The sequence below is a fragment of the Viridibacillus sp. KH_047 genome, assembly GCF_057838945.1.
Genome location: NZ_CM174479.1, coordinates 2,979,029 through 3,003,008, shown reverse-complemented (window position 1 = coordinate 3,003,008; position 23,980 = coordinate 2,979,029). Strand labels below are relative to the sequence as shown.

28 protein-coding genes are annotated in these 23,980 nt (G+C 36.6%); 25 read left to right on the top strand and 3 right to left on the bottom strand.

Annotation, left to right across the window (positions count from 1 at the left end; genetic code table 11):
• Positions 1 to 3 precede the first annotated feature (3 nt).
• The 18 genes from hepT (at position 4) to AC3IS5_RS14720 (ending at position 15,972) form a co-directional block, all read left to right on the top strand.
• A complete protein-coding gene (gene hepT, locus AC3IS5_RS14805; RefSeq protein ID WP_489425108.1) occupies positions 4 to 978 on the top strand; it encodes a heptaprenyl diphosphate synthase component II in 975 nt (324 codons plus the stop codon).
• Positions 979 to 1,069: 91 nt separating this feature from the next.
• Positions 1,070 to 1,489, top strand: coding sequence for a nucleoside-diphosphate kinase (ndk, locus tag AC3IS5_RS14800; RefSeq protein ID WP_390008754.1), 420 nt, complete (start codon positions 1,070 to 1,072; stop codon positions 1,487 to 1,489).
• 173 nt (positions 1,490 to 1,662) lie between these two features.
• On the top strand, positions 1,663 to 2,433 hold the full coding sequence (locus tag AC3IS5_RS14795; RefSeq protein ID WP_489425107.1) for a CheR family methyltransferase: 771 nt from the start codon (positions 1,663 to 1,665) through the stop codon (positions 2,431 to 2,433).
• 186 nt (positions 2,434 to 2,619) lie between these two features.
• Positions 2,620 to 3,801, top strand: a complete 1,182-nt coding sequence (gene aroC, locus AC3IS5_RS14790; protein WP_489425106.1) for a chorismate synthase — start codon at positions 2,620 to 2,622, stop codon at positions 3,799 to 3,801.
• A 2-nt stretch (positions 3,802 to 3,803) separates the two neighbouring features.
• A complete protein-coding gene (aroB, locus tag AC3IS5_RS14785) occupies positions 3,804 to 4,895 on the top strand; it encodes a 3-dehydroquinate synthase (RefSeq protein WP_489425105.1) in 1,092 nt (363 codons plus the stop codon).
• Positions 4,892 to 5,254 (top strand): chorismate mutase, encoded by a 363-nt coding sequence (gene aroH / locus AC3IS5_RS14780; protein ID WP_489425104.1) that lies wholly within the window; start codon positions 4,892 to 4,894, stop codon positions 5,252 to 5,254. The genes aroB and aroH overlap by 4 nt, the downstream gene beginning before the upstream one ends.
• Positions 5,255 to 5,283: 29 nt before the next feature.
• Positions 5,284 to 6,384, top strand: coding sequence for a histidinol-phosphate transaminase (gene hisC, locus AC3IS5_RS14775; protein WP_489425103.1), 1,101 nt, complete (start codon positions 5,284 to 5,286; stop codon positions 6,382 to 6,384).
• Positions 6,381 to 7,481 carry a prephenate dehydrogenase gene (locus tag AC3IS5_RS14770; protein ID WP_489425102.1) on the top strand — a complete coding sequence of 367 codons (1,101 nt, stop codon included), beginning with the start codon at positions 6,381 to 6,383 and terminating at the stop codon, positions 7,479 to 7,481. The genes hisC and AC3IS5_RS14770 overlap by 4 nt, the downstream gene beginning before the upstream one ends.
• A gap of 16 nt (positions 7,482 to 7,497) precedes the next feature.
• Positions 7,498 to 8,790 carry a 3-phosphoshikimate 1-carboxyvinyltransferase gene (gene aroA / locus AC3IS5_RS14765; protein WP_489425101.1) on the top strand — a complete coding sequence of 431 codons (1,293 nt, stop codon included), beginning with the start codon at positions 7,498 to 7,500 and terminating at the stop codon, positions 8,788 to 8,790.
• Positions 8,791 to 8,915: 125 nt separating this feature from the next.
• The gene (locus tag AC3IS5_RS14760; protein ID WP_489427907.1) at positions 8,916 to 10,151 is read left to right on the top strand and encodes a tetratricopeptide repeat protein; all 1,236 of its coding nucleotides are present in this window, start codon (positions 8,916 to 8,918) and stop codon (positions 10,149 to 10,151) included.
• Between the two features lie 14 nt (positions 10,152 to 10,165).
• Positions 10,166 to 10,717, top strand: a complete 552-nt coding sequence (locus tag AC3IS5_RS14755) for a ReoY family proteolytic degradation factor (protein ID WP_038190650.1) — start codon at positions 10,166 to 10,168, stop codon at positions 10,715 to 10,717.
• Positions 10,718 to 10,765: 48 nt separating this feature from the next.
• Positions 10,766 to 11,215 (top strand): YpiF family protein, encoded by a 450-nt coding sequence (locus AC3IS5_RS14750; RefSeq protein WP_489425100.1) that lies wholly within the window; start codon positions 10,766 to 10,768, stop codon positions 11,213 to 11,215.
• 155 nt (positions 11,216 to 11,370) lie between these two features.
• Positions 11,371 to 11,874, top strand: a complete 504-nt coding sequence (locus tag AC3IS5_RS14745; protein WP_489425099.1) for a QcrA and Rieske domain-containing protein — start codon at positions 11,371 to 11,373, stop codon at positions 11,872 to 11,874.
• A 21-nt stretch (positions 11,875 to 11,895) separates the two neighbouring features.
• A complete protein-coding gene (gene qcrB / locus AC3IS5_RS14740) occupies positions 11,896 to 12,570 on the top strand; it encodes a menaquinol-cytochrome c reductase cytochrome b subunit (RefSeq protein WP_053417239.1) in 675 nt (224 codons plus the stop codon).
• Between the two features lie 41 nt (positions 12,571 to 12,611).
• The gene (locus tag AC3IS5_RS14735) at positions 12,612 to 13,379 is read left to right on the top strand and encodes a c-type cytochrome (RefSeq protein WP_489425098.1); all 768 of its coding nucleotides are present in this window, start codon (positions 12,612 to 12,614) and stop codon (positions 13,377 to 13,379) included.
• Positions 13,380 to 13,576: 197 nt separating this feature from the next.
• Entirely contained in the window at positions 13,577 to 14,194 is a 618-nt protein-coding gene (lhaT, locus tag AC3IS5_RS14730) for a lipoprotein heptaprenylglyceryl N-acetyltransferase LhaT (RefSeq protein ID WP_489425097.1), read from the top strand.
• 42 nt (positions 14,195 to 14,236) lie between these two features.
• Complete coding sequence (locus AC3IS5_RS14725) at positions 14,237 to 14,911, top strand: zinc metallopeptidase (RefSeq protein WP_489427906.1); 675 nt, start codon at positions 14,237 to 14,239, stop codon at positions 14,909 to 14,911.
• A gap of 287 nt (positions 14,912 to 15,198) precedes the next feature.
• Positions 15,199 to 15,972 carry a C40 family peptidase gene (locus AC3IS5_RS14720; protein WP_489425096.1) on the top strand — a complete coding sequence of 258 codons (774 nt, stop codon included), beginning with the start codon at positions 15,199 to 15,201 and terminating at the stop codon, positions 15,970 to 15,972.
• Positions 15,973 to 16,180: 208 nt separating this feature from the next.
• Here the strand turns inward: AC3IS5_RS14720 and AC3IS5_RS14715 are convergent, their stop codons facing one another.
• Together AC3IS5_RS14715 and AC3IS5_RS14710 are read right to left on the bottom strand one after the other, a co-directional pair.
• Positions 16,181 to 16,522, bottom strand: coding sequence for a hypothetical protein (locus AC3IS5_RS14715; RefSeq protein ID WP_489425095.1), 342 nt, complete (start codon positions 16,520 to 16,522; stop codon positions 16,181 to 16,183).
• A 115-nt stretch (positions 16,523 to 16,637) separates the two neighbouring features.
• A complete protein-coding gene (locus tag AC3IS5_RS14710; RefSeq protein ID WP_489425094.1) occupies positions 16,638 to 17,504 on the bottom strand; it encodes a YitT family protein in 867 nt (288 codons plus the stop codon).
• A 245-nt stretch (positions 17,505 to 17,749) separates the two neighbouring features.
• Between AC3IS5_RS14710 and AC3IS5_RS14705 the strand changes: the two genes are divergently transcribed.
• From AC3IS5_RS14705 to AC3IS5_RS14685, 5 genes are all read left to right on the top strand, one after another.
• The gene (locus AC3IS5_RS14705) at positions 17,750 to 18,085 is read left to right on the top strand and encodes a nucleotide pyrophosphohydrolase (RefSeq protein ID WP_489425093.1); all 336 of its coding nucleotides are present in this window, start codon (positions 17,750 to 17,752) and stop codon (positions 18,083 to 18,085) included.
• Entirely contained in the window at positions 18,085 to 18,882 is a 798-nt protein-coding gene (gene dapB, locus AC3IS5_RS14700) for a 4-hydroxy-tetrahydrodipicolinate reductase (protein ID WP_489425092.1), read from the top strand. Before AC3IS5_RS14705 ends, dapB begins: the two co-directional genes overlap by 1 nt.
• Before the next feature lie 16 nt (positions 18,883 to 18,898).
• Positions 18,899 to 19,303, top strand: coding sequence for a methylglyoxal synthase (gene mgsA / locus AC3IS5_RS14695; protein ID WP_489425091.1), 405 nt, complete (start codon positions 18,899 to 18,901; stop codon positions 19,301 to 19,303).
• A 76-nt stretch (positions 19,304 to 19,379) separates the two neighbouring features.
• The gene (gene bshA, locus AC3IS5_RS14690) at positions 19,380 to 20,522 is read left to right on the top strand and encodes an N-acetyl-alpha-D-glucosaminyl L-malate synthase BshA (protein WP_489425090.1); all 1,143 of its coding nucleotides are present in this window, start codon (positions 19,380 to 19,382) and stop codon (positions 20,520 to 20,522) included.
• Entirely contained in the window at positions 20,509 to 21,699 is a 1,191-nt protein-coding gene (locus AC3IS5_RS14685; protein ID WP_489425089.1) for a CCA tRNA nucleotidyltransferase, read from the top strand. Before bshA ends, AC3IS5_RS14685 begins: the two co-directional genes overlap by 14 nt.
• A gap of 80 nt (positions 21,700 to 21,779) precedes the next feature.
• Here the strand turns inward: AC3IS5_RS14685 and AC3IS5_RS14680 are convergent, their stop codons facing one another.
• Positions 21,780 to 21,953, bottom strand: a complete 174-nt coding sequence (locus AC3IS5_RS14680; RefSeq protein WP_489427905.1) for a tyrosine-type recombinase/integrase — start codon at positions 21,951 to 21,953, stop codon at positions 21,780 to 21,782.
• A gap of 491 nt (positions 21,954 to 22,444) precedes the next feature.
• Here AC3IS5_RS14680 and AC3IS5_RS14675 point away from each other — a divergent pair, with 491 nt between their 5' ends.
• Together AC3IS5_RS14675 and AC3IS5_RS14670 are read left to right on the top strand one after the other, a co-directional pair.
• The gene (locus AC3IS5_RS14675) at positions 22,445 to 22,582 is read left to right on the top strand and encodes a hypothetical protein (RefSeq protein ID WP_489425088.1); all 138 of its coding nucleotides are present in this window, start codon (positions 22,445 to 22,447) and stop codon (positions 22,580 to 22,582) included.
• Between the two features lie 218 nt (positions 22,583 to 22,800).
• Positions 22,801 to 23,784 (top strand): biotin--[acetyl-CoA-carboxylase] ligase, encoded by a 984-nt coding sequence (locus tag AC3IS5_RS14670; protein ID WP_489425087.1) that lies wholly within the window; start codon positions 22,801 to 22,803, stop codon positions 23,782 to 23,784.
• The last annotated feature ends 196 nt before the right edge of the window (positions 23,785 to 23,980 follow it).

The following is a 23,980-nucleotide window of genomic DNA, read 5'->3' as shown; positions in this document are numbered from 1 at the left end:
CACGTGGAAAAGATGAAGTTAAAACTACTCTATTCTGATTTGAAATCAGATATAGAAATCATCGAAAAAGAATTAGAAACAGCGTTGAATTCGTCTTCTCACTTCTTGAATGATGCTTCTCTTCACTTGCTAAAAGCTGGAGGGAAAAGAATTCGCCCCGTTTTCGTTTTACTTGCAGCTAAATTTGGTCAGTATGATATTGAACTGATAAAAAAAGTAGCAGTATCATTGGAATTGATTCATATGGCTTCACTCGTTCATGATGATGTTATTGATGATTCGGAAATGAGAAGAGGAAGACCTACAGTTAAATCTCAATGGAATAACAGAGTTGCAATGTACACGGGCGACTTTATTTTTGCACGAGCATTGCAGTATGTTACTGATATCGATAATCCGAAAGCACATCAAATTTTGTCAGAAACAATGGTAGAGATTTGTATAGGCGAGGTTATCCAAATAGAGGATAAAATGCAACTCGATCAAAATATGCGAGACTATTTTAGAAGGATTAAACGCAAAACCGCATTACTTATAGCATCTAGTTGCCATCTAGGTGCAGTTGTTGCGGGTGCAGACGAACGCGTTGCAACCCAATTAAAGAGATTCGGTTATTTTGTCGGGATGTCTTTCCAAATAATCGACGATATTCTTGATTTGACATCAACTGACAAACAACTTGGTAAGCCTGCAGGAAGTGATTTACTACAAGGTAATATTACTTTGCCTGTTTTGTTAGTGAAAGATGATCCTGCTATACGTCCTCTTATTGAAAAGGCGTTGGCTGGGACAATGACCGAAGATGAAAGACAAGAGTTTCTCGGAAAGATTCGTGCATCAGAAGCAATTAAGAAGGCGAAGAAGATAAGCGACACATATTTGCAAAAAGCATTACGTGAAGTTGAAGCTCTTCCACAAAATTCGATCAAAAAGTCTTTGCGTGATATCGCATTATATATGGGTAAACGCAAATTTTAATACTATATGTTGAACTATCTGTCGTACAATGATAATATTTTACGGTGGGTATAAAACCTGTAAACATTTCTTAAGGAGTTGTATTTTAACAATGGCTATTCAAACAACATTTCTAATGGTTAAACCTGATGGCGTTAAACGTCAATTAGTAGGTGAAATCGTAGATCGTTTCGAACGTAAAGGTTTCGAACTTAAAGGCGCTAAATTAATGCAAGTTACTGAAGAGCTTGCAAAAAAACACTACGCAGAACATGCTGAACGTCCATTCTTCGGTGAATTAGTAGAATTCATCACTTCTGGTCCTGTATTCGCAATGGTATGGGAAGGCGAAAACGTAATCTCTGTAGCACGTTTAATGATGGGCGCTACAAACCCTGCTGAATCAGCACCAGGAACAATCCGTGGAGATTACTCTACAACTCTTTCTCACAACGTTATTCACGGTTCAGATTCTTTAGCTGCAGCTGAACGTGAAATCGGTTTATTCTTCAACGAAAACGAATTAGTATAATTCATATTTTCAAAGCTGTTCGCAATTTTGCGGACGGCTTTTTTTAATTTTATTAATATAAATGTTTAAATAGATTTGTTTAAATTGTCAAACAAGTCTGCATATCTACTATTTAAGAAATTACCTATATCCGATATAATAGAACTAGGTTGAAGGAGAGGGAAGAGACGCTTATGACGGATTACGAACAATTTGTAGAAAAAATCAAGAGAAAAACAAATATTGACCTAGCTTTATACAAAGAGGCTCAAATGAAAAGACGTTTAACATCTTTGTATGAAAAAAAAGGCTATAAAAGCTTCATCGATTTTTTTAATGCATTAGACAAAGATCGTGCACTACTAGATGAATTTTTGGATCGAATGACTATTAATGTTTCTGAATTTTATCGTAACGGCAAAAGATGGGAAGTTCTTCAAAACAAAATATTCCCTCGTCTATTACAACAAAAGAAGAAATTGAAAATTTGGAGTGCCGCTTGTTCTACAGGTGAAGAACCGTATTCTTTAGCGATGACGTTATCAAATCATGTGCCATTATCCCAAATTTCTATTACAGCAACAGATTTAGATGAAAATGCCATTGCAAAAGCAAAAGCGGGTGTTTATCCTGAACGTTCTTTAGCAGAAGTACCAAGCGATATAAAAGAGCGATATTTTGAAAATGATGGCTCTTTTTATAAGGTGAAAAACGAAATAAAAAAAACAGTCACATTTAAAAAACATAACCTATTAAAAGATACATATGATCAAAACTATGACTTAATCGTTTGCCGTAATGTAATGATATATTTCACTGAAGAAGCAAAGGATCAAATTTACGATAACTTTAGTAAGTCACTTCGTTCGGGTGGCGTATTATTTGTAGGTTCAACGGAACAAATTTTTAATCCTTCTAGATATCAATTGGATATTGAGGATACGTTCTTTTATAGAAAGCTGTAATTGTTATATGTATAGGTCAACGAAAGGACGCTTTTCGCATGAACGCGAAAGGCGATTTTTTCTAAAATAAATAGATAATCTAAATTTATAGGAGTTTGCAAAAGTTCTGTTTATTCACTGTTTTTTTGATTGAATTATGTTATAGTGAAAAACATATACTTTAGCGAGTTGAAGGGAGAAAGTGTTATGCGATACTTAACAGCAGGAGAATCTCATGGACCACAATTAACAACAATCATTGAAGGGTTACCATCTCAATTGCCAATTACGGCAGAGTTAATAAATAAAGAATTAAAAAGACGCCAAGGAGGACATGGGCGAGGTCGCCGTATGCAGATTGAAACGGATACAGTTGAAATCTTATCAGGCGTTCGTCATGGTAGTACGTTAGGCTCTCCAGTAGCATTAGTTGTTACAAATGATGATTGGAAGCACTGGACGAAAATCATGGGGGCAGAGCCATTAGCAGAGGATGTTAATCCAGAGGAAATTAAACGTCAAATTTCCCGCCCTCGCCCTGGACATGCTGATTTAGTAGGTGGTATGAAATATGGCCATCGTGATTTACGAAATGTATTAGAGCGTTCTTCAGCTCGTGAAACAACTGTTCGAGTAGCGGTTGGTGCTGTAGCAAAAGCCCTTTTAGCAGAGTTAGGAATTTCAATTGTTTCTCATGTTACTGAAATTGGTGGAATTATTGCAAAACCTGAATCTACTGCTGGCAAATCAGTCGCTGAAATCCGCGCAATAATCGAAGAAGACGCATGCTATTGTGCAGATGCAGAAGCATCGCTAAAAATGGTTGAAGCAATTGATGAGGCTAAAAAAGCGGGTGATTCAATTGGTGGAGTTGTAGAAGTAATCGTAGAAGGTTTGCCAGCCGGTATAGGATCATACGTACATTATGATCGTAAGTTAGATGCGAAATTAGCATCTGCTATGTTAAGCATCAATGCATTTAAAGGGGTAGAGTTCGGTCTAGGCTTTGAGATGGCTCATCGCAAAGGTAGCGAAGTGCATGATGAAATTATTTGGTCTGAGGAAGATGGTTATACTAGAAGTTCAAATCGCCTAGGCGGTTTAGAGGGTGGTATGACAACAGGTATGCCAATTGTTGTCCGTGGAGTTATGAAGCCTATCCCTACTTTATATAAACCGTTACAAAGTGTTGATATTGAAACGAAAGAACCATTTAAAGCGAGTGTTGAGCGCTCTGATAGTTGTGCAGTCCCTGCGGCTTCTGTTGTAGCAGAGCATGTTATTGCCTGGGAAATAGCAAATGCAGTAATGGAGCATTTCCATAGTGATCAATTACCACAGCTAAAGGAACAGCTTGCAGCGCATAAACAATATACGAAGGAGTTTTAACAATGAACATTCCAGTTAAAGCGAAATCCCATGCGTATGAAGTACAAATAAGTGCAAATAGTTTAACTGAAGCAGTTAAATCATTCGATCAACAACTCTCTAAGGCGGATAAAATTATTATCTTTACAGATGAAAATGTATGGCAATTACATAGTGAACGCTTTACAGCGGAATTTCCATACCCATTTAAAGTGAATGTATTAGCAGCGGGAGAAGATTGTAAAACATTTGAAAGCTTCTTTGCAGCGCAGTCATTTTTATTGGAACAAAAATGCACCCGAAAAACATCAGTTTTCGCATTTGGTGGGGGAGCAGTCGGTGACTTAACGGGTTTTGTTGCATCCACGTTTATGCGTGGTATTCCATTTATTCAAATTCCTACGACGATATTAGCGCATGATAGTGCAGTTGGTGGTAAAACAGCCATTAACCATCCGCTAGGGAAGAATATGATTGGGGCATTTTATCAGCCACAAGGAGTGATATATGATATTTCATATTTAACAACTTTACCAGAAAAAGAAGTACGTTCTGGGATGGCTGAAGTGATTAAACATGCACTTATTTCAGATGAAAAGTGGTTAGCAGAATTAATGGCTACAAACTCTATTTTGGATTTCAGTCAAACAGAGCTTGCTAAGCACCTTGAGCAAGGTATTCGCGTGAAGGCTGGTATTGTTGCAGAAGATGAGGAAGAGCATTCTGTTCGAAAGTTTTTAAACTTTGGACATACTTATGGTCATGCTATTGAGGCTGCTTCAGGTTTTGGCAAATTAGCACATGGTGAAGCAGTTATGATCGGGATGGTCTATGCACTTATTTTAAGTGAGCGATACGGTACAATATCTGCAACAGTTACACGATCTTTCATCGAATTTGCAGTACGTAATGGCTACTCATTTGATGCAGTTAATCAGTTTAATTTTGAACAACTACTAGACTATTTAATGAAAGATAAAAAAGCAGAATACGGCATCTTACAATTTGTTTTATTAAAGAAAATTGGTGAGCCGTTTGTTCAACAAATATCTATAGAAGAATGTCAAGAAATTGATGGACTTCTTCGTGTGTTAATAAGGGAGGTGCTCGCGTGATTCGTGGAATACGTGGAGCCATAACGGTGCAGTCTGATCAGGCGGCAATCGTTTTAGCAGAGACAGAGAAACTAATAGAAGAAATCGTGAAAGCTAATAATATAGTTGCAGAGGATGTTGCATCTGTTGTCATTTCTACGACACCCGATATTGTTTCAGCTTTCCCGGCAAAAGCAGTGCGTACTATGGAAGGCTGGAGTTATGTTCCGGTAATGTGTATGCATGAGATGAATGTTCCTGATGCGTTGCCCTTATGTATTCGAGTCCTAATGCACGTGAATACGGAAATAAGTCAGCAAGCGATTCGTCATATTTATTTAAATGACGCTGTGAAATTAAGACCCGATTTAGCAAAGTAATTAACTACTGAGGAAGAGGCGAACGTTCGATGAAATGGAAAGAACAAATTACAGGTATGAAAGCATATCAACCTGGAAAATCAATTGATGCAGTGAAAAAAGAATTTGGCTTAGATGAAATTGTTAAATTAGCGTCAAATGAAAATCCATTTGGTAGCTCACCAAAAGTACATGAATTTTTAGCAAATGAATCATTTAACTTCGCGTTGTATCCTGATGGTTATGCAACGAACTTACGTGCAGCAGTGGCTACTAAACTAGGCGTAGAAGAAAATGAATTAATTTTTGGTAACGGTTCTGACGAATTAATCAGTATTATTACACGTGCATTATTATATCCAGGTGTTAATACTGTCATGGCAAAACCAACATTTTCACAATACAGCCATAATGCAAAAATCGAAGGTGCTGAAATTCGTGAAGTACCTTTAGTAGATGGTAATCATGATTTGGATGCAATGATTGAAGCAATTGATGACAATACAGCTGTTGTGTGGGTTTGTAGCCCGAATAATCCAACAGGTGTAGTAATAGAAGATGCGCCATTACAATCATTCCTGAAGAAAGTTCCATCTGATGTATTGGTTGTGTTAGATGAAGCGTATTTTGAGTATGTTACAAACGCTAGACATCAAGATACAATCCCGTATATACAAGACTATCCAAATATCATCATTTTAAGAACGTTCTCTAAAGCATATGGTCTTGCTGCTTTCCGTGTAGGATATGGTATAGCCAATAAAGAGTTAATTGCAAAATTGGATCCAGTTCGTGGACCTTTTAATAATACAGTTTTAAGCCAAGCAATCGCTCAAGTTGCATTAGAAGATGATGCTTATATCCAAAAATGTCGCGAGGAAAATAATAAAGGTAAAAAACAAATCGAAGAATTTTGTGAAAAAAATAATTTACACTACTATACAACTGATACAAATTTCATCCTAATGGAAGTGAAAGTTGATAGCGATGTTGTTTTCCAAGAATTAATGAAGCGTGGATTTATAATCCGTAGTGGTAATGCACTAGGTACACCTGGCTATATTCGTGTGACAATCGGTACACAAGCCCAAAATGAGGCTTTCTTAACACAATTAGATGCAGTATTACAGGAGCAAGGAGTTTTTTCATGAAACAAACCATTCTTGTTGTAGGGCTGGGCCTAATCGGCGGATCGATTGCATTAGCTCTCCAAAAGTCACCGAATGTTAGAGTAATTGGCTTTGATACCAATTCAGACACGTTACAAAGTGCAAAAGTACTTGGCGTCGTCCAAGATATAACGAAAAATCCTGAGGAAACAGCAAATAAAGTAGATGTTATTATTTTTGCAACACCTGTAAATGCAACGCTAGAATGGATGGAGTCTCTTAAATCTTGGGAACTTCCAACTGCTACAATTGTGACAGATACAGGCAGTACGAAGTCCTTGATTATGGAAAAAGCATATGAACTTCGTGAAAATTGCATTACTTTTATCGGAGGCCATCCTATGGCAGGTTCCCATAAAAGTGGTGTATTAGCAGCCAAACCCTATCTTTTTGAAAATGCGTACTATATGCTCACGCCTTTAGACGGTGAGGACGAAGAAAAGATTAATACACTGCAGAATTTACTGCAGTATACTAGTGCTAAATTAATGCGTGTTTCAGCTTCTGAACATGATCATATGACATCCGTAGTAAGTCATTTTCCACACATCGTGGCAGCCTCTTTAGTGCATCAATTACATGCTGAGGGAGCTGATAACCCTATAACAAAAATGTTAGCAGCAGGGGGCTTTCGAGATTTGACACGGGTTGCGTCTTCTAATCCTATTTTATGGCGCGATATAACGATGCAAAATCGCGAGCAAATTGCAGGACAATTGGCTGAGTGGCAAGCTGAAATGAAACGTGTAGAGGGCCTTCTGATGACAGGAGAGGCAACTCAGATTGAGGATTATTTTGCAAAAGCTAAATCGGTGCGTGATGAGTTACCGATTAGTTCACAAGGTGCAATGTACATGACCTATGATTTATATGTAGATGTACCTGATTATCCTGGTAGTATTGCTGAAATTACAGCTTATCTAGCTGGAGAACAAATAAGTATTACGAATATTCGTATCGTGGAAACGCGAGAAGATGTCTTCGGTATTTTAGTTGTTAGTTTCCAAAATGCAGATGATCGTGAACGTGCTGCTGCTTGTATACAAAAGCGCAGTCCATACGAAATTTATATTTCATAAAGGGTAGGTGAATAGAATGGTGAAGAGTAAATCTTTAGATTACAATAAGCCAACATTACGTGGGAAAATAACGGTTCCAGGTGATAAGTCAGTATCTCATCGTTCTATTATGTTCGGCGGAATAGCAAAAGGACGCACGACAGTAAGTGGTTTTTTACTTGGAGATGATTGTTTAAATACAATTGCTTGTTTCCGAAAATTAGGCGTACAGATTGAACTGGATGGTACAAATGTCGTTATCGAGAGTAATGGCATGGAGACTTGGCAGGAACCAACTGATGTTTTATATACCGGGAATTCTGGTACAACAACACGCTTAATGCTTGGTTTGCTAGCGGGCTCTAATGTCCATACAGTTTTAAACGGCGATGAGTCTATTGCTAAGCGTCCTATGAAACGCGTCATAAACCCATTACGAGAAATGAGAGCTAAAATAACAGGGCGAATGGATGGGCAATTTACCCCTCTTGCCATTCAGGGTACAAAACTACAGGCCATTGACTATACAATGCCAGTTGCAAGTGCACAAGTGAAGTCGGCAATTTTATTAGCGGGTATTAATGCAGAAGGAACGACAGTTATTCGCGAGAAGGAAGTTTCGCGTGATCATACAGAACGTATGCTTCGCCAATTTGGTGCGGAAATTACTACTGAAGATGGCATTGTATCACTACAAGGTGGTCAACAATTGACGGCTACTCATGTAGCGGTACCTGGAGATATTTCTTCAGCAGCTTTTTTCCTTGTTGCGGGAGCGGTTGCTGAAAATAGTGAAATAACGTTAGAAAACGTGGGTTTAAATCCTACACGAACAGGTATTATTGATGTCTTGCAGGAAATGAATGCCAAAATGTCGATTGAAATTGATGATGAATCAGCTGCTGAACCAACTGGAACTATCACTATTTCGACATCGGAATTACAAGGTACGACAATTGGTGGCGACGTTATTCCTCGACTTATCGACGAAATCCCAATTCTTGCATTATTAGCAACACAGGCAAATGGACAAACCGTTATTAAAGATGCTGAAGAGCTGAAGGTAAAAGAAACAGACCGTATTACAGCGGTTGTGGATGAATTGAAAAAGCTTGGTGCAGATATTGTAGCGACAGATGATGGCATGATTATTAATGGACCAACACCATTAACTGGTAGTACTATTCGAACATATGGAGATCACCGTATTGGCATGATGGGAGCCATTGCCGCACTTATTACTGAAGGTGCAGTCGAATTAGATGATGCTGACTGTATTGCAGTCTCTTACCCAACATTCTTTGAAGATGTACAAGCTGTTAGTAATTGAATAGATTAAAAGTGAAAACTCTCCGCAAAATAGGAGGGTTTTTCCTTGTACATAAAGAATTTGTCATGTAGCATAATGATTGAAATTAATGAGAATAGGTGAAGCATTTGGATATTCAAAACAAAATGATAGAAGTAATTGAGCAAGGAAATTTAGAAGGTATACAAGATTTAATGGAACAGCTGAAAATACAGGCTGACCCAAATGTACAGTATGAAATTGCAGAACTGTTAGTGAATTACGGTTTTTTAGCGGAAGCAGATCAATTATTTGAACATTTACAATTTTTGTTCCCCGAAGAAACACAATTAAAAATTGACCGAGCAGTGTTGCTAATGGACATTGGAAATGAGGACGAGGCATTAGAAATGTTCATGTCTGTTCGTCCTGAAGAACCAGAATATCCTCAAGTTTTATTAGCATTGGCGGATTATTATCAAATGCAAGGACTATATGAGGTCGCTGAGCAACGTATTAACGAGGCATTAGAATTATTGCCTACTGAACCTTTATTGCGTTTTGCGAAGGCAGAGCTTCTTTTAGAGCTAGGTCGTTTAGCGGAAGCAGCACGTCTTTATGGTGAGCTTTACGAGGAACATGAAGAGATTGCTGGTATTCGATTAGTCGAACGTCTTGCAGAAGTACATCGCACGGGTGCAGCGTTTGAAGAAGCGTTAACATATTATTTGAAAGCTCTTGATCATCATGTTGCACCTGATCTTTTATTTGGAGCAGCATATTCAGCATTCCAAACACAAATGTATGAAACTGCAATAAAACATTTAGAAGAGTTAAAAGAATTAGATCCGGATTATTTTGCAGCTTATTTATTATTAGCAGAAAGTTACGCGATGCAAGAAGAAAATAAAAAAGCATTGGAAATAATTCAAGAAGGCATTAAACGTGATGAATATGACAAAGAATTATATTTATTTGCCGGAAAGATGGCTTTGAAAAATAGTTTACCAAAAGAAGCTGAACAATATTTACGCGAAGCGGTTGCACTTGATGAAGAATATATGGAAGCTATTTTAACGCTCGTTTCACTGTTAGCGCAAGATGAACGTGATGAAGAGGTTGTTGAATTAATCGAAACATTACGTAATGATGACTTTGATTGGTCTACATTATCTGCTTTTGCGGCACAATCTTATGACCGCCTAGAAGATTATAATCGTGCATACGAATTTTATACTTTGGCATATAATGACCATATGGAAGATCCAGCATTTTTAGAAAAGTACGCGTATTTCTTAATCGAAGATGGCAAACGTGGGGAAGCTCACGAAGTCGTAAAACGATTAGTAGCACTACAGCCTGATGAGCCGACTTGGTTGGATCTCTTACAAACTTTCGAGTGAGAGGGGGAATCGGTATGACCGCTTCCGTTTCTGTGATGGATAAAAAGGTTTTCGTTCATTGGTTTCTAAAGCGTTATCAGTTAAAGCGACGTGAATGTGTCTGGATTTTAAATTATTTACTTGGACACGATGAATTACTAGAGCATGTACATTTTGTTGAGGAGGCACATTATTGTCCACGAGCAATGGTCATGTCAACGACTGAATCATCGGGTATTCCATTTCGATTTTATAAAGGTAATATAATGACAGCAGACGCTGAGAAATCATTCCACGATTTGAGGATGCACCCAGAAGAAGAAATGTATATTCAACTTAATTTCCCTAAACTACCACCAAGTAGCGAATACTTAGCGGTTCTTGAAGAGAACCCTCATATGCCAAAGTATTTGCACATTAGTGAAAAGGACCGCATGTTAGCGGAGGAAATATTGAACGATAGTATGAAGTCTTTTAGAGAAGAAACGATTTTAAAGCAAATTGATGAAGCCTTAGATAATAATGATAAAGAAAAGTTTTATGAATTATCGGCATTACTTAATGTCTTAAAAAATGTGAATGAATAGAAAAAACTTCATCCTTTAGATGAAGTTTTTTCTCGGGAGGAAATAAAAATGTTTTGGATTGGCAAAGATGTAGAAGTATTCGCAGCACAAAAGGAATTTATAGACACAGCAATCGTGCCACTAACAGTTATTGATGGCTCGCCAACAGGAATGAAGCAGAGCGCATCAGCAGCAGAATTTTTAATGTCGTTGACAGCTTTTGTTGAACAGCAATTTAAAGGACGAGTTATGGTAATGCCACCATTTACCTATACAAATAGCATGGTAAAGAAGGATTATATTCAATCAATAGACCAAGAATTAAAGTTGGCTGGTTTTAAATATATCTTTTATATGACTTCAGATCATAGTTGGACAAGCGAAGTGCCTGAGCTTTCTTTGTTGTGGCTACCATCTATTCCACTTGGTGATATGGATCAATCAGTAAAACAGTCAGTATTAAGTGATCAAATTCGACAAGTAGTACCAATGCTATCATCTAAATGGTCAGAGCTATAAGTTTCTTTCATGAAATGTTCACAAATCATGACAAAAGTGTCGAATGCGTTATTGACCTTCCATTTTGATTGATATATCATAGATATGTCCTAGTATTACTATTTTGTATAAGTTTGTCCGTTGGACTTACCTTTAAAGTTAGAGGGGGGAAAAGTATGAGTAACAATCGTGTAACAAGACGTCAATTTCTAAACTACACACTAACAGGTGTTGGTGGCTTCATGGCTGCTGGTATGTTAATGCCAATGGTTCGCTTTGCAGTTGACCCGGTATTACAGAAAAAAGAAGGCGGAGATTTCGTATTAACTAAGCAAAAAATCTCTGAATTAACAGAAACTCCTGTTAAAGTTGACTTTACTTTTGAACAAGTTGACGCTTGGTACAAATCTGATGTTACAAGTACAGCGTGGGTTTACAAAGAAGGCGACAAAGTTATCGCTCTTTCACCTGTATGTAAGCATTTAGGATGTACTGTAAACTGGGAAGGTGACCCAGCACACAAAAACCAATTCTTCTGCCCATGTCACGCTGGCCGATACGAAAAAAATGGTCAGAACATCAAAGGTACACCACCACTTGGGCCATTAGATGAGTTCGAAGTAAAAGAAAAAGACGGTCTATTAATGATCGGGAAAACAAGACCAAATACTTTAGTTTAAATGTAAGGGGGTACGACATCAGTGCTAAATAAAATCTATGATTGGGTCGATGAACGCTTAGATATCACACCAATTTGGCGCGATATAGCTGACCACGAAGTTCCAGAGCACGTTAACCCTGCACATCATTTTTCTGCATTCGTATATTGTTTTGGGGGCTTAACGTTCTTCGTTACAGTTATTCAAATCCTTTCAGGTATGTTTTTAACAATGTACTATGTTCCGGATATTGAAAATGCATGGAAATCTGTTTACTACCTTCAAAATGAAGTAGCATTCGGTGAGATTGTGCGTGGAATGCATCACTGGGGAGCTTCACTCGTAATTGTCATGATGTTCTTACATACATTACGTGTATTCTTCACAGGTTCATACAAAAAACCTCGTGAACTTAACTGGATTGTTGGGGTTCTAATTTTCGCAGTAATGTTAGGTCTTGGCTTTACAGGTTACTTACTTCCTTGGGATATGAAAGCGTTATTTGCTACAAAAGTAGGAATTGAAATTGCTGCATCTGTACCATTTATTGGTGAAGCAATCAAAGTTTTACTTGCCGGAGATGCAACTATCCTCGGAGCACAAACATTAACAAGATTCTTTGCGATTCATGTATTCTTCTTACCAGCTGCTTTGCTTGGGTTGCTTGCAGCACACTTTGTAATGATTCGCAGACAAGGTATTTCGGGTCCATTATAGTATTTTAATGAACTTGAAGAATTACTAAAGGAGGGGACACAATGCATCGCGGAAAAGGAATGAAATTCGTAGGGGATTCTCGTGTGCCTTATAAGGCAAACAGAACTAAAACTCCACCAGACTATTCCGAATATCCGGGAAAAACAGAACCATTCTGGCCAGACTTTTTACTAAAAGAATGGATGGTTGGTGCTGTATTCCTAATTGGTTATTTAATCTTAACTGTTGCTCATCCGTCTCCACTTGAGGCGCAAGCTGATCCAACAAATACAGGTTATATACCTTTACCAGACTGGTATTTCTTATTCTTATACCAATTACTTAAATATGAATACGCTTCAGGTCCATATAACATTATCGGAGCTATGGTAATACCAGGTATCGCTTTCGGAGCCCTGTTATTAGCACCATTCTTGGATAGAGGACCAGAACGTCGCCCAATGAAACGCCCACTTCCAGTAGCGTTCATGTTATTAGCAATTGCTTCTATGGTATTCTTAACTTGGGAATCTGTAGTTAACCATGACTGGAAAGCAGCTGCAAAACAAGGTGCGATTGTTGAAACAGTCGAATTCGATAAAGAGTCTGATGGCTATAAAGTTTATGCTGGACAATCTTGTATTAACTGTCATGGTGAAAACCTTGAAGGTGGTGCAGGTCCATCATTAATGAACACAGGCTTAACTGCTGATGAAGTAGTTAAAATCGCTCATGACGGTATCGGTGGTATGCCACCAGGCCAATATGAGGGTTCTGATGAAGATCTTCAAAAGCTTGCTGAGTTTATTGAAAGCTTAAAAGCTGAATAATACTTAATCAATTAAAAGAGTCAGGTAACTGACTCTTTTTTTTTAGATTCAGTTGTATTGTCATAAACTATATTTAAAATGATACCCATATGCATAACTGTAAATATCACTTATACTATTTATATATAAGTGAATGATTCAAATTTACTTGTAAATACTAAATAATACATATTTCATATTGAAAAGGGAGTAATGATATGCCTTCTATTGTTTCGAAATGTTGGGTCATACTAACACATCGTTCGTTTTTATGGCTTTTATTAATTATCAATGTGGTCGGTACAATTTGGGGCTATGATTGGTATGGCTGGCAATTAGAAATGACTAAACCAATATTTCTTATTTTTGTGCCAGATAGCCCTACTGCAAGCCTCTTTTTTAGTATAGCAATTGTCGGATGGTTGCTTGGTCGACATTGGAAATTAATTGAGGCACTCGCTTTAATAACGCTTGTTAAGTATGGTCTGTGGGCTGTTGTGATGAACATTTGGGCACTAATTGAAGACGGTTCAATTGGCTGGATGGGATGGATGTTAATCTTTTCGCATTTCATGATGGCTGTTCAAGGGATTTTGTATTTACCAACTTACCGCTTCTCATATATCCATGTATGGATTGCAGCGATTTGGACTTTGCATAATGATGTCATTGATTATGTTTTTGGTCAAATGCCAATTTATCATATGTTGTCGGATTATGTGCAAACTATTGGTTACTTCACTTTTTGGTTGTCTATTTGTTGTATATCACTGGCATTTTGGACAGCTAAAAAAAGCTTTTCATTTGCTCAAAGGTCATCGGACACCTTAAAATAATAGTAAGCTAGTATTAGGAGGATGGTTAGTTTGTCAACTGCGATGTACATCGTATATTTTATCGTATTATTACTGTTACCGATTTACGCTCAAATGAAAGTAAAAAGAACGTATAAACGGTACTCACAAGTTCGTTCAACTTCTGGTATGACTGGTGCTGAAGTTGCAAGATTAATCTTAGATCAGAATGGATTAAGTAATGTCCGCGTAGTAGAACAACAGGGTTTTTTATCTGACCACTATAATCCAGAAACAAAAACGGTTGCTCTATCTACTCACAACTATCATGAAGCTTCTGTAGCAGGAACTGCTGTAGCAGCCCATGAATGCGGACACGCAATACAACATAAAGAAGCATATTCTTTTTTAACATTGCGTTCTCGATTAGTTCCTGTAGCAAATATTTCTTCAAATGCATCATGGATTTTCATTATGATCGGTATAATTGCAACTATTCAACCGCTGTTACTAGTAGGTATCGTCTTACTTGCAGCGGGAGTTGTATTCCAATTAGTTACATTACCAGTTGAATTTGATGCTTCAAAACGTGCGATGAATCAGATTGTTGAACATGGTATTATCCGTAACGAAGAAGAGCCATATGCAAGAAAAGTTTTAAGTGCAGCAGCATTAACTTATGTTGCAGCGGCAGCGACTGCTGTAATGGAATTACTTCGTTTAGTGTTAATTTACACAGGTATGAATAGAGAAGACTAAAATTAACTGTACTACCACAAAACGGAAGACCTTTGAACTGAGAAATCAGTCAAAGGTCTTTTTTGATATAAAAATGGTAAAATATGTGGTTAGAAATAGATAAAATCAAAATAATGTTATAAAACTCTGTTTCTTTGTAGTCAAACTGTAATATATCTGTAATTGAAATAGCATTGTTTATTACAAAGAATTTCTGTAAAGTTAGTCTTGTAGAAAAAAACAGTTACTAAATTACAAAAATAAATCAACTTATAATAGTTTGAATATATATTGGAGAGTTTAAATCAATGAAAAAGAAAAATCTATTTACAGCAATTACAGCAAGTACATTAGCTTTAACGATTTCATTTACGGGATTAACAAATGGTCAACAAAATACAGCTTCTGCAGAATCACTAACTACTTCGAACAAAGAAGTACATAAATCAACTGCTATTACAATGGTAGCTAGTTCAAAAGCTACTAAAATTAGTGGGAAATACAAAACAACAGCAGCATTAAATATGCGTACTAGTGCTAATACAACTTCAAAAGTACTATTAACAGCTAAAAAAGGTGCTGTCGTAAAAGCAACTTATAAGAAAAAAGTAAAAGGCACAACTTGGTATAAAGTTTCTTATAACGGTAAAACAGGTTGGATGTCTTCAGCATATTTAACAAAATATAAAAAAGTAAGCAAAGTTTCAAATAGTGCAACTGGATCAGCTATTATTAATGCTGGTAAAAAATACTTAGGCGTACCTTATGTTTGGGGAGGTACTTCACCTTCTGGATTCGATTGCAGTGGTTTCACACAATATGCGTACAAACAAGCTGGACAAGGTACAATTCCTCGTAACAGTCGTGCGCAACGTGCAGCAGCAGCCTATACAAGTAACCCACAAGTTGGAGATTTAATCTTCTTCTCTGCAAATCCAGGTGGAAATTATATTACACACGTAGGATTGTATGCGGGTAATGGTCAAGTTTTACATGCTGCAGGTAACAAAGTTCAATATCAAAGTATTGCAAAAGGCAGTTACTGGGGTCCACGTATCATGAGTTATGGTACTTTCCGTTAATATAAAGTTAAAGCCCGCAACAGTGGAGAAATTCCAGTGTTGCGGGCTTTTTTTATCATATGAACTGTTTAATTATACTATTAATATTCGACTAATTTTAACATCTCCAACCTCCTTAAATCCAAGCCTATATAATAGTTCGGATGTACCTACTAAATTAGTATTGCTATTAAAATGAAAACTAGTAAATGGGTATTAGTCCTATTACTTAATTTTTCTTGTTTGGCTTGATTTCTAAATATAATGAGAAACTAACCGCAACAAACATTATCGCAGAGAAAATAACCGAAAGCATGGCTTTATAGAAGATTGATGTAATCAATAATGCGAGAGAACTAATAATCATGCCTACACGTAGTAACGTATTTGTTTTTTTACTTGGATTAAAAAAATTGTGAAGAGTACCAAGCAAATAACCAAATCCGATTAAAATAAGATACTCATAAACAAACACGGGTTTTATATAATCTGGAATACCGAAATAAATTTTTTCAAATATAAAAATGAGTAGCACTACATATGGCGTATATTTGCTAAAGAAGTCTGACAAAGTATCACCCCTTTTAATAATAGAGTAATATTTATTGTAAATAATGTGATTATATAATAACTGTTTAGCAACAAAAAAAGCAGATAGAGTTGTACTATCTGCTTTGGAAAAAAAATCAATCGATTGGTTGCTTCTTATCGTCCAATGTAAAACCCTGTCCAATTACATCGTGAACTTCTGAGACGGAAACAAATGCATGAGGGTCAACGGATTGTACAATACTTTTTAGCTTAAATAATTCGTTTTTTGCAACGACACAATAGATAACTTCACGCTTTTCTTTAGTGTAATGACCATAACCATTTAAAATTGTGACGCCTCTTTCCATTTGTTTAGTTATACGGTCGGCAATTTCATCTTGTTTACCGGAAATAATAATTGCTCCTCGTGCAGCATACGCACCATCTTGAACGAAGTCAATTACTCGAGCACTGACGAAGACAGCAACAAGTGTATACATCATTGAACGTGAATTAAGAAAAGTGGTCCATGACAGTACAATAACGACAGCATCAAACATGAACATTGTTTTTCCCATAGGCCAGCCGATATATTTATTAACTAGGCGTGCAATAATATCAACGCCTCCAGTAGTACCACCATACCGGAAAATAATACCGAGGCCAGCGCCTAGGAAAACACCAGCGAATAATGCAACTAAAAACATATCGTCTTTCAAACCAATATCAACCTGATAAATTTGGAATATTTTCATGAAAACAGAGACAGAAATTGTTCCAATCAATGTATAAACAAACATTTTACGCCCTAGTAATTTCCAACCTAGTATAAACATCGGAATATTTAGTACTAAGTTCATCACTGCTGGATCCCATTTGAAAACGAAGTACAAAATTAACGTGATCCCTGTAAAGCCGCCTTCTCCTAGCTCATTTTGAACGTTAAAATTAATAAATCCAAAACTGAAGATAGCTGCACCAAGGATAATAAACAGTACATTTTTAAATTTAATATTTGGCATTAATTTTTCACCTCATTTTTGGTTAGTAGACTGTATAATAGAAAGGGCTGTAAGAAAAACTGATTTAAGGAGTCAATCCATTACCTATTTGATTTACAATAGAGTGAAGTCTTAGGCAATCGTTCTGGCGAAACCTTATGGAAAAGTTTACATATTTTCTTTTTAGAAATTTATTATCATGTATTTTCGACATTTTGACAACAACAAGTATTATTGATTACGATGGATAGAGGAGAGTTGTATATATGAGCAAGGAAGTTACAATGCAACAAATGCAAAAACAAGTAGATGATTATATAGGACAGTTTAAGGAAGGTTACTTTCCACCATTTGAATTATTAGCACGATTGACAGAGGAACTTGGTGAATTATCAAGAGAAGTGCAAAATGTCTATGGCATGAAAAAGAAAAAGCCTACAGAAGCAGCCAAATCATTAGAAGAAGAATTTGGAGACTTTTTATTTGTCCTCATCTGTTTTGCAAACGCAGAAAATATTGATATGGCTGAAGCTTTACAAAGAGTACTACATAAATTTGAAACACGCGACAAAGATCGCTGGACTAGAAAGGAAGAAAATTAATGACAATTCGTGTTGCAATAGCTGGGCCAAGAGGTAAAATGGGATCCGAAGCTGTACATACAGTAATGAAGAACGATCAAATGGAATTAGTAGCGGTACTTGACCATAGAGAAATCGCAAATTCACTGGAGAATTATACAGAATTCCCTAATACTTATCATGTACCTGTTTTTAGAAATTTAGAAGATTTATTTAAAACGTCAAAACCAGATGTTTTTGTGGATTTGACGGCGCCTGAAGCTGTGTATAAGCATACGAAAGAAGCACTGCAAAATGGTGTGCGCCCAGTTATTGGTACAACTGGTTTTACTGATGAACAATTAGAAGAATTAGCGGAACTAGCCGCTACTTTACAACTTGGTGCCATCATTGCACCAAATTTTGCAATAGGTGCAGTTTTAATGATGAAATTTTCACAAATGGCAGCGGCATATTTACCAGAAGTTGAAATTATTGAAATGCATCATGATAGAAAATTAGATGCTCCTTCAGGTACGGCGATTAAAACGGCCCAATTAATACAAGAAAATAGAAGAAGTCACAAACAAGGACATCCAGACGAAGTAGAAACACTTCCAGGTGCTAGAGGTGCTGATTTTGAAGGTTTACGTATTCATAGCGTACGTCTTCCTGGACTTGTAGCCCATCAGCAAGTACTATTTGGTGGAGAAGGACAATTACTCACTCTACGCCACGATTCATTTAACCGTACCTCATTTATGTCAGGTGTAAAGTTTTCAATTGAAAAAGTAATGCAGCTAGATGAATTAGTATACGGCTTAGAAAATATTTTATAAGAATGGAATGAGCTCTGTGAAAATAACTTTAATCGCGCATGATAATAAAAAGGATAGTTTAATCCAATTCGTAACAGCATATCGTGATATTTTAGCCGAACATAGCTTATATGCAACAGGAACGACAGGACAACGTGTTATCGATGAAACGGGTTTACCAGTTACAAGATTCCGTTCAGGACCTCTTGGAGGAGATCAACAAATTGGTGGAATGATTGCTGACAATGACATGGATATGATTATTTTCTTCCGAGACCCATTAACAGCACAACCACATGAGCCAGATGTTTCGGCATTAATCCGCCTATGTGATGTCTACCAAATTCCTTTAGCAACAAATATGGGCACTGCTGAGGTATTGCTTAAAGGGCTACAAGAAGGTTTCATCGATTGGCGATTAATAGAAGAACGAAGAAATTAATGCCCTTCACCAACGACGAGAGTATTTAGATAAATATTCTACAAAAATAGATGTAAGTAAGAAAGGAAGTGGTCGGGTGCGTAAAATGAAAATTGGTATAACTTGTTATCCGACTGTTGGAGGCTCGGGTGTTATCGCTACTGAGCTTGGTAAGATGCTGGCTGAGAAAGGTCATGAAATTCATTTCATTACGTCTAGTATGCCTTTTCGCTTAAATAAAATTTATCCAACTATTTTTTATCATGAAGTTGAAGTAAATAGTTATTCCGTATTTCAACATTCTCCATATGATATTGCTCTAGCAAGTAAAATGGCAGATGTAATTAAAAATGAGAAACTAGATGTGCTGCATGTGCATTATGCTATTCCACACGCAGTATGTGCGGTGTTGGGACGAGATATGGCTGGTGAAGATATCGGTATAGTTACAACGCTCCACGGTACTGATATTACGGTATTAGGCTATGATTCATCACTTACTGGCGCAATCCGCTATGGTATTGAAAAATCTGATATTGTAACAGCTGTTTCGAATTCCTTGAAGCGCCAAACTTATGAACTAATCGAAACAAATAAACCAATCGAAACAATTTATAATTTTGTTGATGAACGGGAATATACACCAAAAGATGGCACACAATTAAAGCGAGATTTTGGCATATTGGATAATGAAAGGGTACTAATACATGTATCAAATTTCCGAAAAGTAAAACATATTCCAGACATTATCAGAACGTTTATTCAAGTGAGAGCGCAAATGCCTGCAAAATTACTACTTGTTGGAGATGGACCTGAAAAGCATCGAATTATGGAAGAAATAAAGAAATATCCATTTGTAAATGATATTTTGTTTTTAGGGAAACAAGATAATTTATCTGAACTTTATGCGATAAGTGATTTGAAATTACTTATGTCTGAAAAAGAATCGTTTGGCCTTGTTTTATTAGAGGCAATGGCTTGTGGAGTACCTGGAATTGGTACGAATGTTGGCGGTATACCAGAAGTAATTGAACATGGTCAAAATGGTTATATAGTAGAGTTAGGTGATACAAATCAAGCTGCTACATATGCTATCGATTTACTTCAAGACGAATACAAATTACAATCTTTCCGTGAAGCGGCAATTTATAGAGCAAATCATTGCTTCCATTCCTCGAAAATAGTGGAGCAATATGAGGATCTTTATGAGAAGGTGGCACGGAAAAATGAAGTTAGATGAGAATTGGCAAGCCGCTTTTGATATCATACAATCCTTAGAGAAGTTTGGTTATGAAGCGGTTATTGTTGGAGGCGCAGTAAGGGATTATTTACGAGGCCAATTAGCCAATGACGTCGATATTGCAACGAGTGCTTTACCTGAAGAGGTGAAGACTGTTTTTTCACGTACTGCAGATGTCGGTATCGCTCATGGAACAGTATTAGTGATTCATCCTCTTAGTCCCGTAGAAGTCACAACATATCGAACAGAAGGAGATTATGCAGATCATCGTAGGCCTAATGATGTGCAATTTGTACGTTCCTTAGAAGAAGATTTAAAACGTCGTGATTTCACGATTAATGCTATGGCTATGCGTGGGTCGAAAGAAATAGTAGATCTATTTGGTGGACAGAATGATTTATCATCTCAAATAATACGTGCTGTGGGAAATGCTAGTAATCGTTTTGGTGAGGATGCACTGCGAATGCTTCGCGCAATCAGATTTAGTGCACAGCTCGGTTTTGCTATTGAAGAAGAAACTTTCAAAGCAATCCGTAATCAAGCAGTGGATATAGGCTTTATTGCGAAAGAACGGATAAAAGTAGAATTTGACAAAGTATGGACAAGTTCAAATGTACAAAAAGCGATTCGTTACGTAAACGATACGAGGCTTGTCGATCATTTACCGGGAGATTTTTCGAAGCATGTAGAGTATTGGCGTACTTTCGATAGCTTTGGAAATCCAGTTAATGGCTGGGCGTTTTTCATTTTATTACAACAGGATGAAAATGCTGTTCAACTTTTAAATACATTTAATTGTTCAAACAAAGAAAAAAATTATGTGAAGCAAGTATTACAAGCTTATAAAATTAGGACTACTTCTGGATGGACTGCGAGAGACTATTTTGAATTTGACTTACCAATATTAGAAATTGCAAATGATTTTGCGATAAAATTCTTCCATTCGAATGACAATTTAAAACAATCCGAAATTGTACAGAAAAAGAATGCGCTAGCCATGCAATCTCGTTCTGAAATTGTCGTCAATGGCCGAGACTTGATTGAGTGGAGCGGTAAAAAAAGTGGACCGTGGTTAAAAATAGTAATCGATAAAATAGTCGATGAAATACTATTAAATAAACTTGTCAATGATCGACAACAGATAAAGGAATGGTTTATGAATGAGTATACGAGGTAGGTTTCAAAAAGCTTATATACAATCATTTTAAGTACAAATAATTTATTGAATTCCGAACAGGTGACTAAAAAGCGACCGAATTATAAAACGTCGTCTAATAAGTCACCTGTTTTTGCTTTGTCTTTTTTGGTCAAATGACTATAAATATTTAATGTTTCCTGAATATTGGAGTGCCCTAATTGTTCCTGTATGAATTTAAAGTTTACATTTTGACTTACCATGTAAGAAGCTAAAGAGTGACGTAATCCAAGGATTTACTTTTCCAAATTTCATTTGTTAAGTAATAAGAGTAAGTAGTTCTTGTTCCTAATTCAATATGTGTAGCAGTTGTTTCTATTTTGGATTATGTAATTCGGATTCTTCATTTACCTCGCCAAATAAATATTGTCCTTTTACTTCAAAGTAGGAATTAAGAGAACAAGAATTAAGAGAACAAGAATGAAAAGAGGAAGAGCTGCCAACTCCATTAAAAGTGTTGTCCCCATTTTTCAAATCTAGTGAACTATATCAATTATCAGGAATAATCTTTATAGCAAAAGCATCTATTGATAGAAACATAGTTTTAGAGCATCACGAAAGTAAATATCGAAAAGCGTTATTAAGTGTTATAAGTGCGTATAAAAAAGATAAAGTAGAATGCTAGACTCAGTTATATATACAGCTATCAAGCGTTTAACGCGCAGTATCAAAGTGAAATCAATAATGTATGAGGCTTGGGAAATCTAAACCGTAGGGGTGTATGGCAATGAAGATTTTGTTGAGTATTTACTATTGTTTTGTAGATGAAGATATTGCGCCTGAAGATGTAGCATTAGGGGAATGGATGTGGATAGCTTTATTGCCTGTTGTGGGAGTGATAAGTTTGTTATTGGTACTTTCATAAAAAAAGAGTGGCTATGAAATAAAAAAGACCGCTCAATTGACCTGTCAATATATTTCTTGAGTGACCAAAAAGTGACCAAATGTTAAGATTGATTAAGACTTAGAGATATTTTGCAATAAATAATGATACTATTGAATCTAATCATCAGTTTTATATAAACAATTAGAAACAATATGTTATATTAAGATACTAAATTCAGATAAAGGATTGGTTCAGTTATGAAAGCAACATTGAAAAATGAAATAATAAAGCGACTAGTTGAGGCTAAAGGGGAACCAATTTCCGGACAGCAGCTAGCAGATGAATTTGGCATCTCTAGGACGGCAATTTGGAAGCATATGAAGCAACTTCAGGAAAAGGGATATGCTTTTGAAACTGTAAAAAAAAGAGGCTATGTTTTAACGGCAACGCCTGATACAGTCGATGATGCAAATATTTCAATGGCTCTTGAAACGAAAAATTTCGGCAGCCGTATTATATATGAACAGTCAATGACTTCTACTCAAGCAATTGCACATAATAAAGCACAAGAAGGAGCCCCTGAAGGTACTGTTATCATTTGTGAGGAACAGACAGCAGGCCGTGGCCGTATGATGCGTGAATGGAAGTCGACGAAAGGTAAAGGGATTTGGATGAGTGTTATCCTTCGCCCAGAGATAGCTCCTTATGAAGCACCTCAATTTACTTTAGTAGCTGCTGTGGCATTGACTAGAGCGATAGCTGATATAACAGGTGTACAACCAGAAATAAAATGGCCGAATGATTTATTGATTCAAGGTAAGAAATGCACAGGGATATTAACAGAGTTACAAGCAGATCCAGACCGCGTAAATGCTATTATTATGGGGATGGGCATAAACGTAAATCATCAGCCAAATGATTTTGAGGAAGAAATAAAAGACATAGCAACATCCCTGAAAATTGCTAGCGGCAAACATATAGATCGTGCAACTCTAGTCGCTAAAATACTTTATTACTTAGAAATTTACAGTGCACAATATGTAAAAGAAGGTTTTGAACCGATTAAGTCTCAATGGGAAAGTTATTCTTGTACTATTGGAAATCGTATTCGAGCGACAACGTTACAAGAGGTATTCATCGGTAAAGCAATCGGAATAACAAATGATGGTGTTTTACAACTGCAATTAGATGATGGCACGATAAAAGGTATCTATTCTGCTGATATTACACTCGAAAAATAAAGATTGGAATGTTTCGACAAACTTGTTATAGTTGACGTATAGGACAGTATCAATTTGATTGAACTGTACCTCGCTATAAAAACTATAACTAAAGAGATTCGCCTTGATCTAGTAATAGACAGGGACGGAAGAAAACGATGCATTTCATTGAATACGCAACCCTTCTGTCCATTTATAGACAGAGGGGTTTTTGTTT

Coding starts and splice junctions, on each gene's coding strand:
- ndk (WP_390008754.1), top strand. CDS start 1,070: ATGGCTATTCAAACAACATTTCTAATGGTTAAACCTGATGGCGTTAAA.
- AC3IS5_RS14795 (WP_489425107.1), top strand. CDS start 1,663: ATGACGGATTACGAACAATTTGTAGAAAAAATCAAGAGAAAAACAAAT.
- aroC (WP_489425106.1), top strand. CDS start 2,620: ATGCGATACTTAACAGCAGGAGAATCTCATGGACCACAATTAACAACA.
- aroB (WP_489425105.1), top strand. CDS start 3,804: ATGAACATTCCAGTTAAAGCGAAATCCCATGCGTATGAAGTACAAATA.
- hisC (WP_489425103.1), top strand. CDS start 5,284: ATGAAATGGAAAGAACAAATTACAGGTATGAAAGCATATCAACCTGGA.
- AC3IS5_RS14770 (WP_489425102.1), top strand. CDS start 6,381: ATGAAACAAACCATTCTTGTTGTAGGGCTGGGCCTAATCGGCGGATCG.
- aroA (WP_489425101.1), top strand. CDS start 7,498: ATGGTGAAGAGTAAATCTTTAGATTACAATAAGCCAACATTACGTGGG.
- AC3IS5_RS14760 (WP_489427907.1), top strand. CDS start 8,916: ATGATAGAAGTAATTGAGCAAGGAAATTTAGAAGGTATACAAGATTTA.
- AC3IS5_RS14755 (WP_038190650.1), top strand. CDS start 10,166: ATGACCGCTTCCGTTTCTGTGATGGATAAAAAGGTTTTCGTTCATTGG.
- AC3IS5_RS14750 (WP_489425100.1), top strand. CDS start 10,766: ATGTTTTGGATTGGCAAAGATGTAGAAGTATTCGCAGCACAAAAGGAA.
- AC3IS5_RS14745 (WP_489425099.1), top strand. CDS start 11,371: ATGAGTAACAATCGTGTAACAAGACGTCAATTTCTAAACTACACACTA.
- AC3IS5_RS14735 (WP_489425098.1), top strand. CDS start 12,612: ATGCATCGCGGAAAAGGAATGAAATTCGTAGGGGATTCTCGTGTGCCT.
- lhaT (WP_489425097.1), top strand. CDS start 13,577: ATGCCTTCTATTGTTTCGAAATGTTGGGTCATACTAACACATCGTTCG.
- AC3IS5_RS14725 (WP_489427906.1), top strand. CDS start 14,237: ATGTACATCGTATATTTTATCGTATTATTACTGTTACCGATTTACGCT.
- AC3IS5_RS14720 (WP_489425096.1), top strand. CDS start 15,199: ATGAAAAAGAAAAATCTATTTACAGCAATTACAGCAAGTACATTAGCT.
- AC3IS5_RS14710 (WP_489425094.1), bottom strand. CDS start 17,504: ATGCCAAATATTAAATTTAAAAATGTACTGTTTATTATCCTTGGTGCA.
- AC3IS5_RS14705 (WP_489425093.1), top strand. CDS start 17,750: ATGAGCAAGGAAGTTACAATGCAACAAATGCAAAAACAAGTAGATGAT.
- dapB (WP_489425092.1), top strand. CDS start 18,085: ATGACAATTCGTGTTGCAATAGCTGGGCCAAGAGGTAAAATGGGATCC.
- AC3IS5_RS14685 (WP_489425089.1), top strand. CDS start 20,509: ATGAAGTTAGATGAGAATTGGCAAGCCGCTTTTGATATCATACAATCC.
- AC3IS5_RS14675 (WP_489425088.1), top strand. CDS start 22,445: ATGAAGATTTTGTTGAGTATTTACTATTGTTTTGTAGATGAAGATATT.
- AC3IS5_RS14670 (WP_489425087.1), top strand. CDS start 22,801: ATGAAAGCAACATTGAAAAATGAAATAATAAAGCGACTAGTTGAGGCT.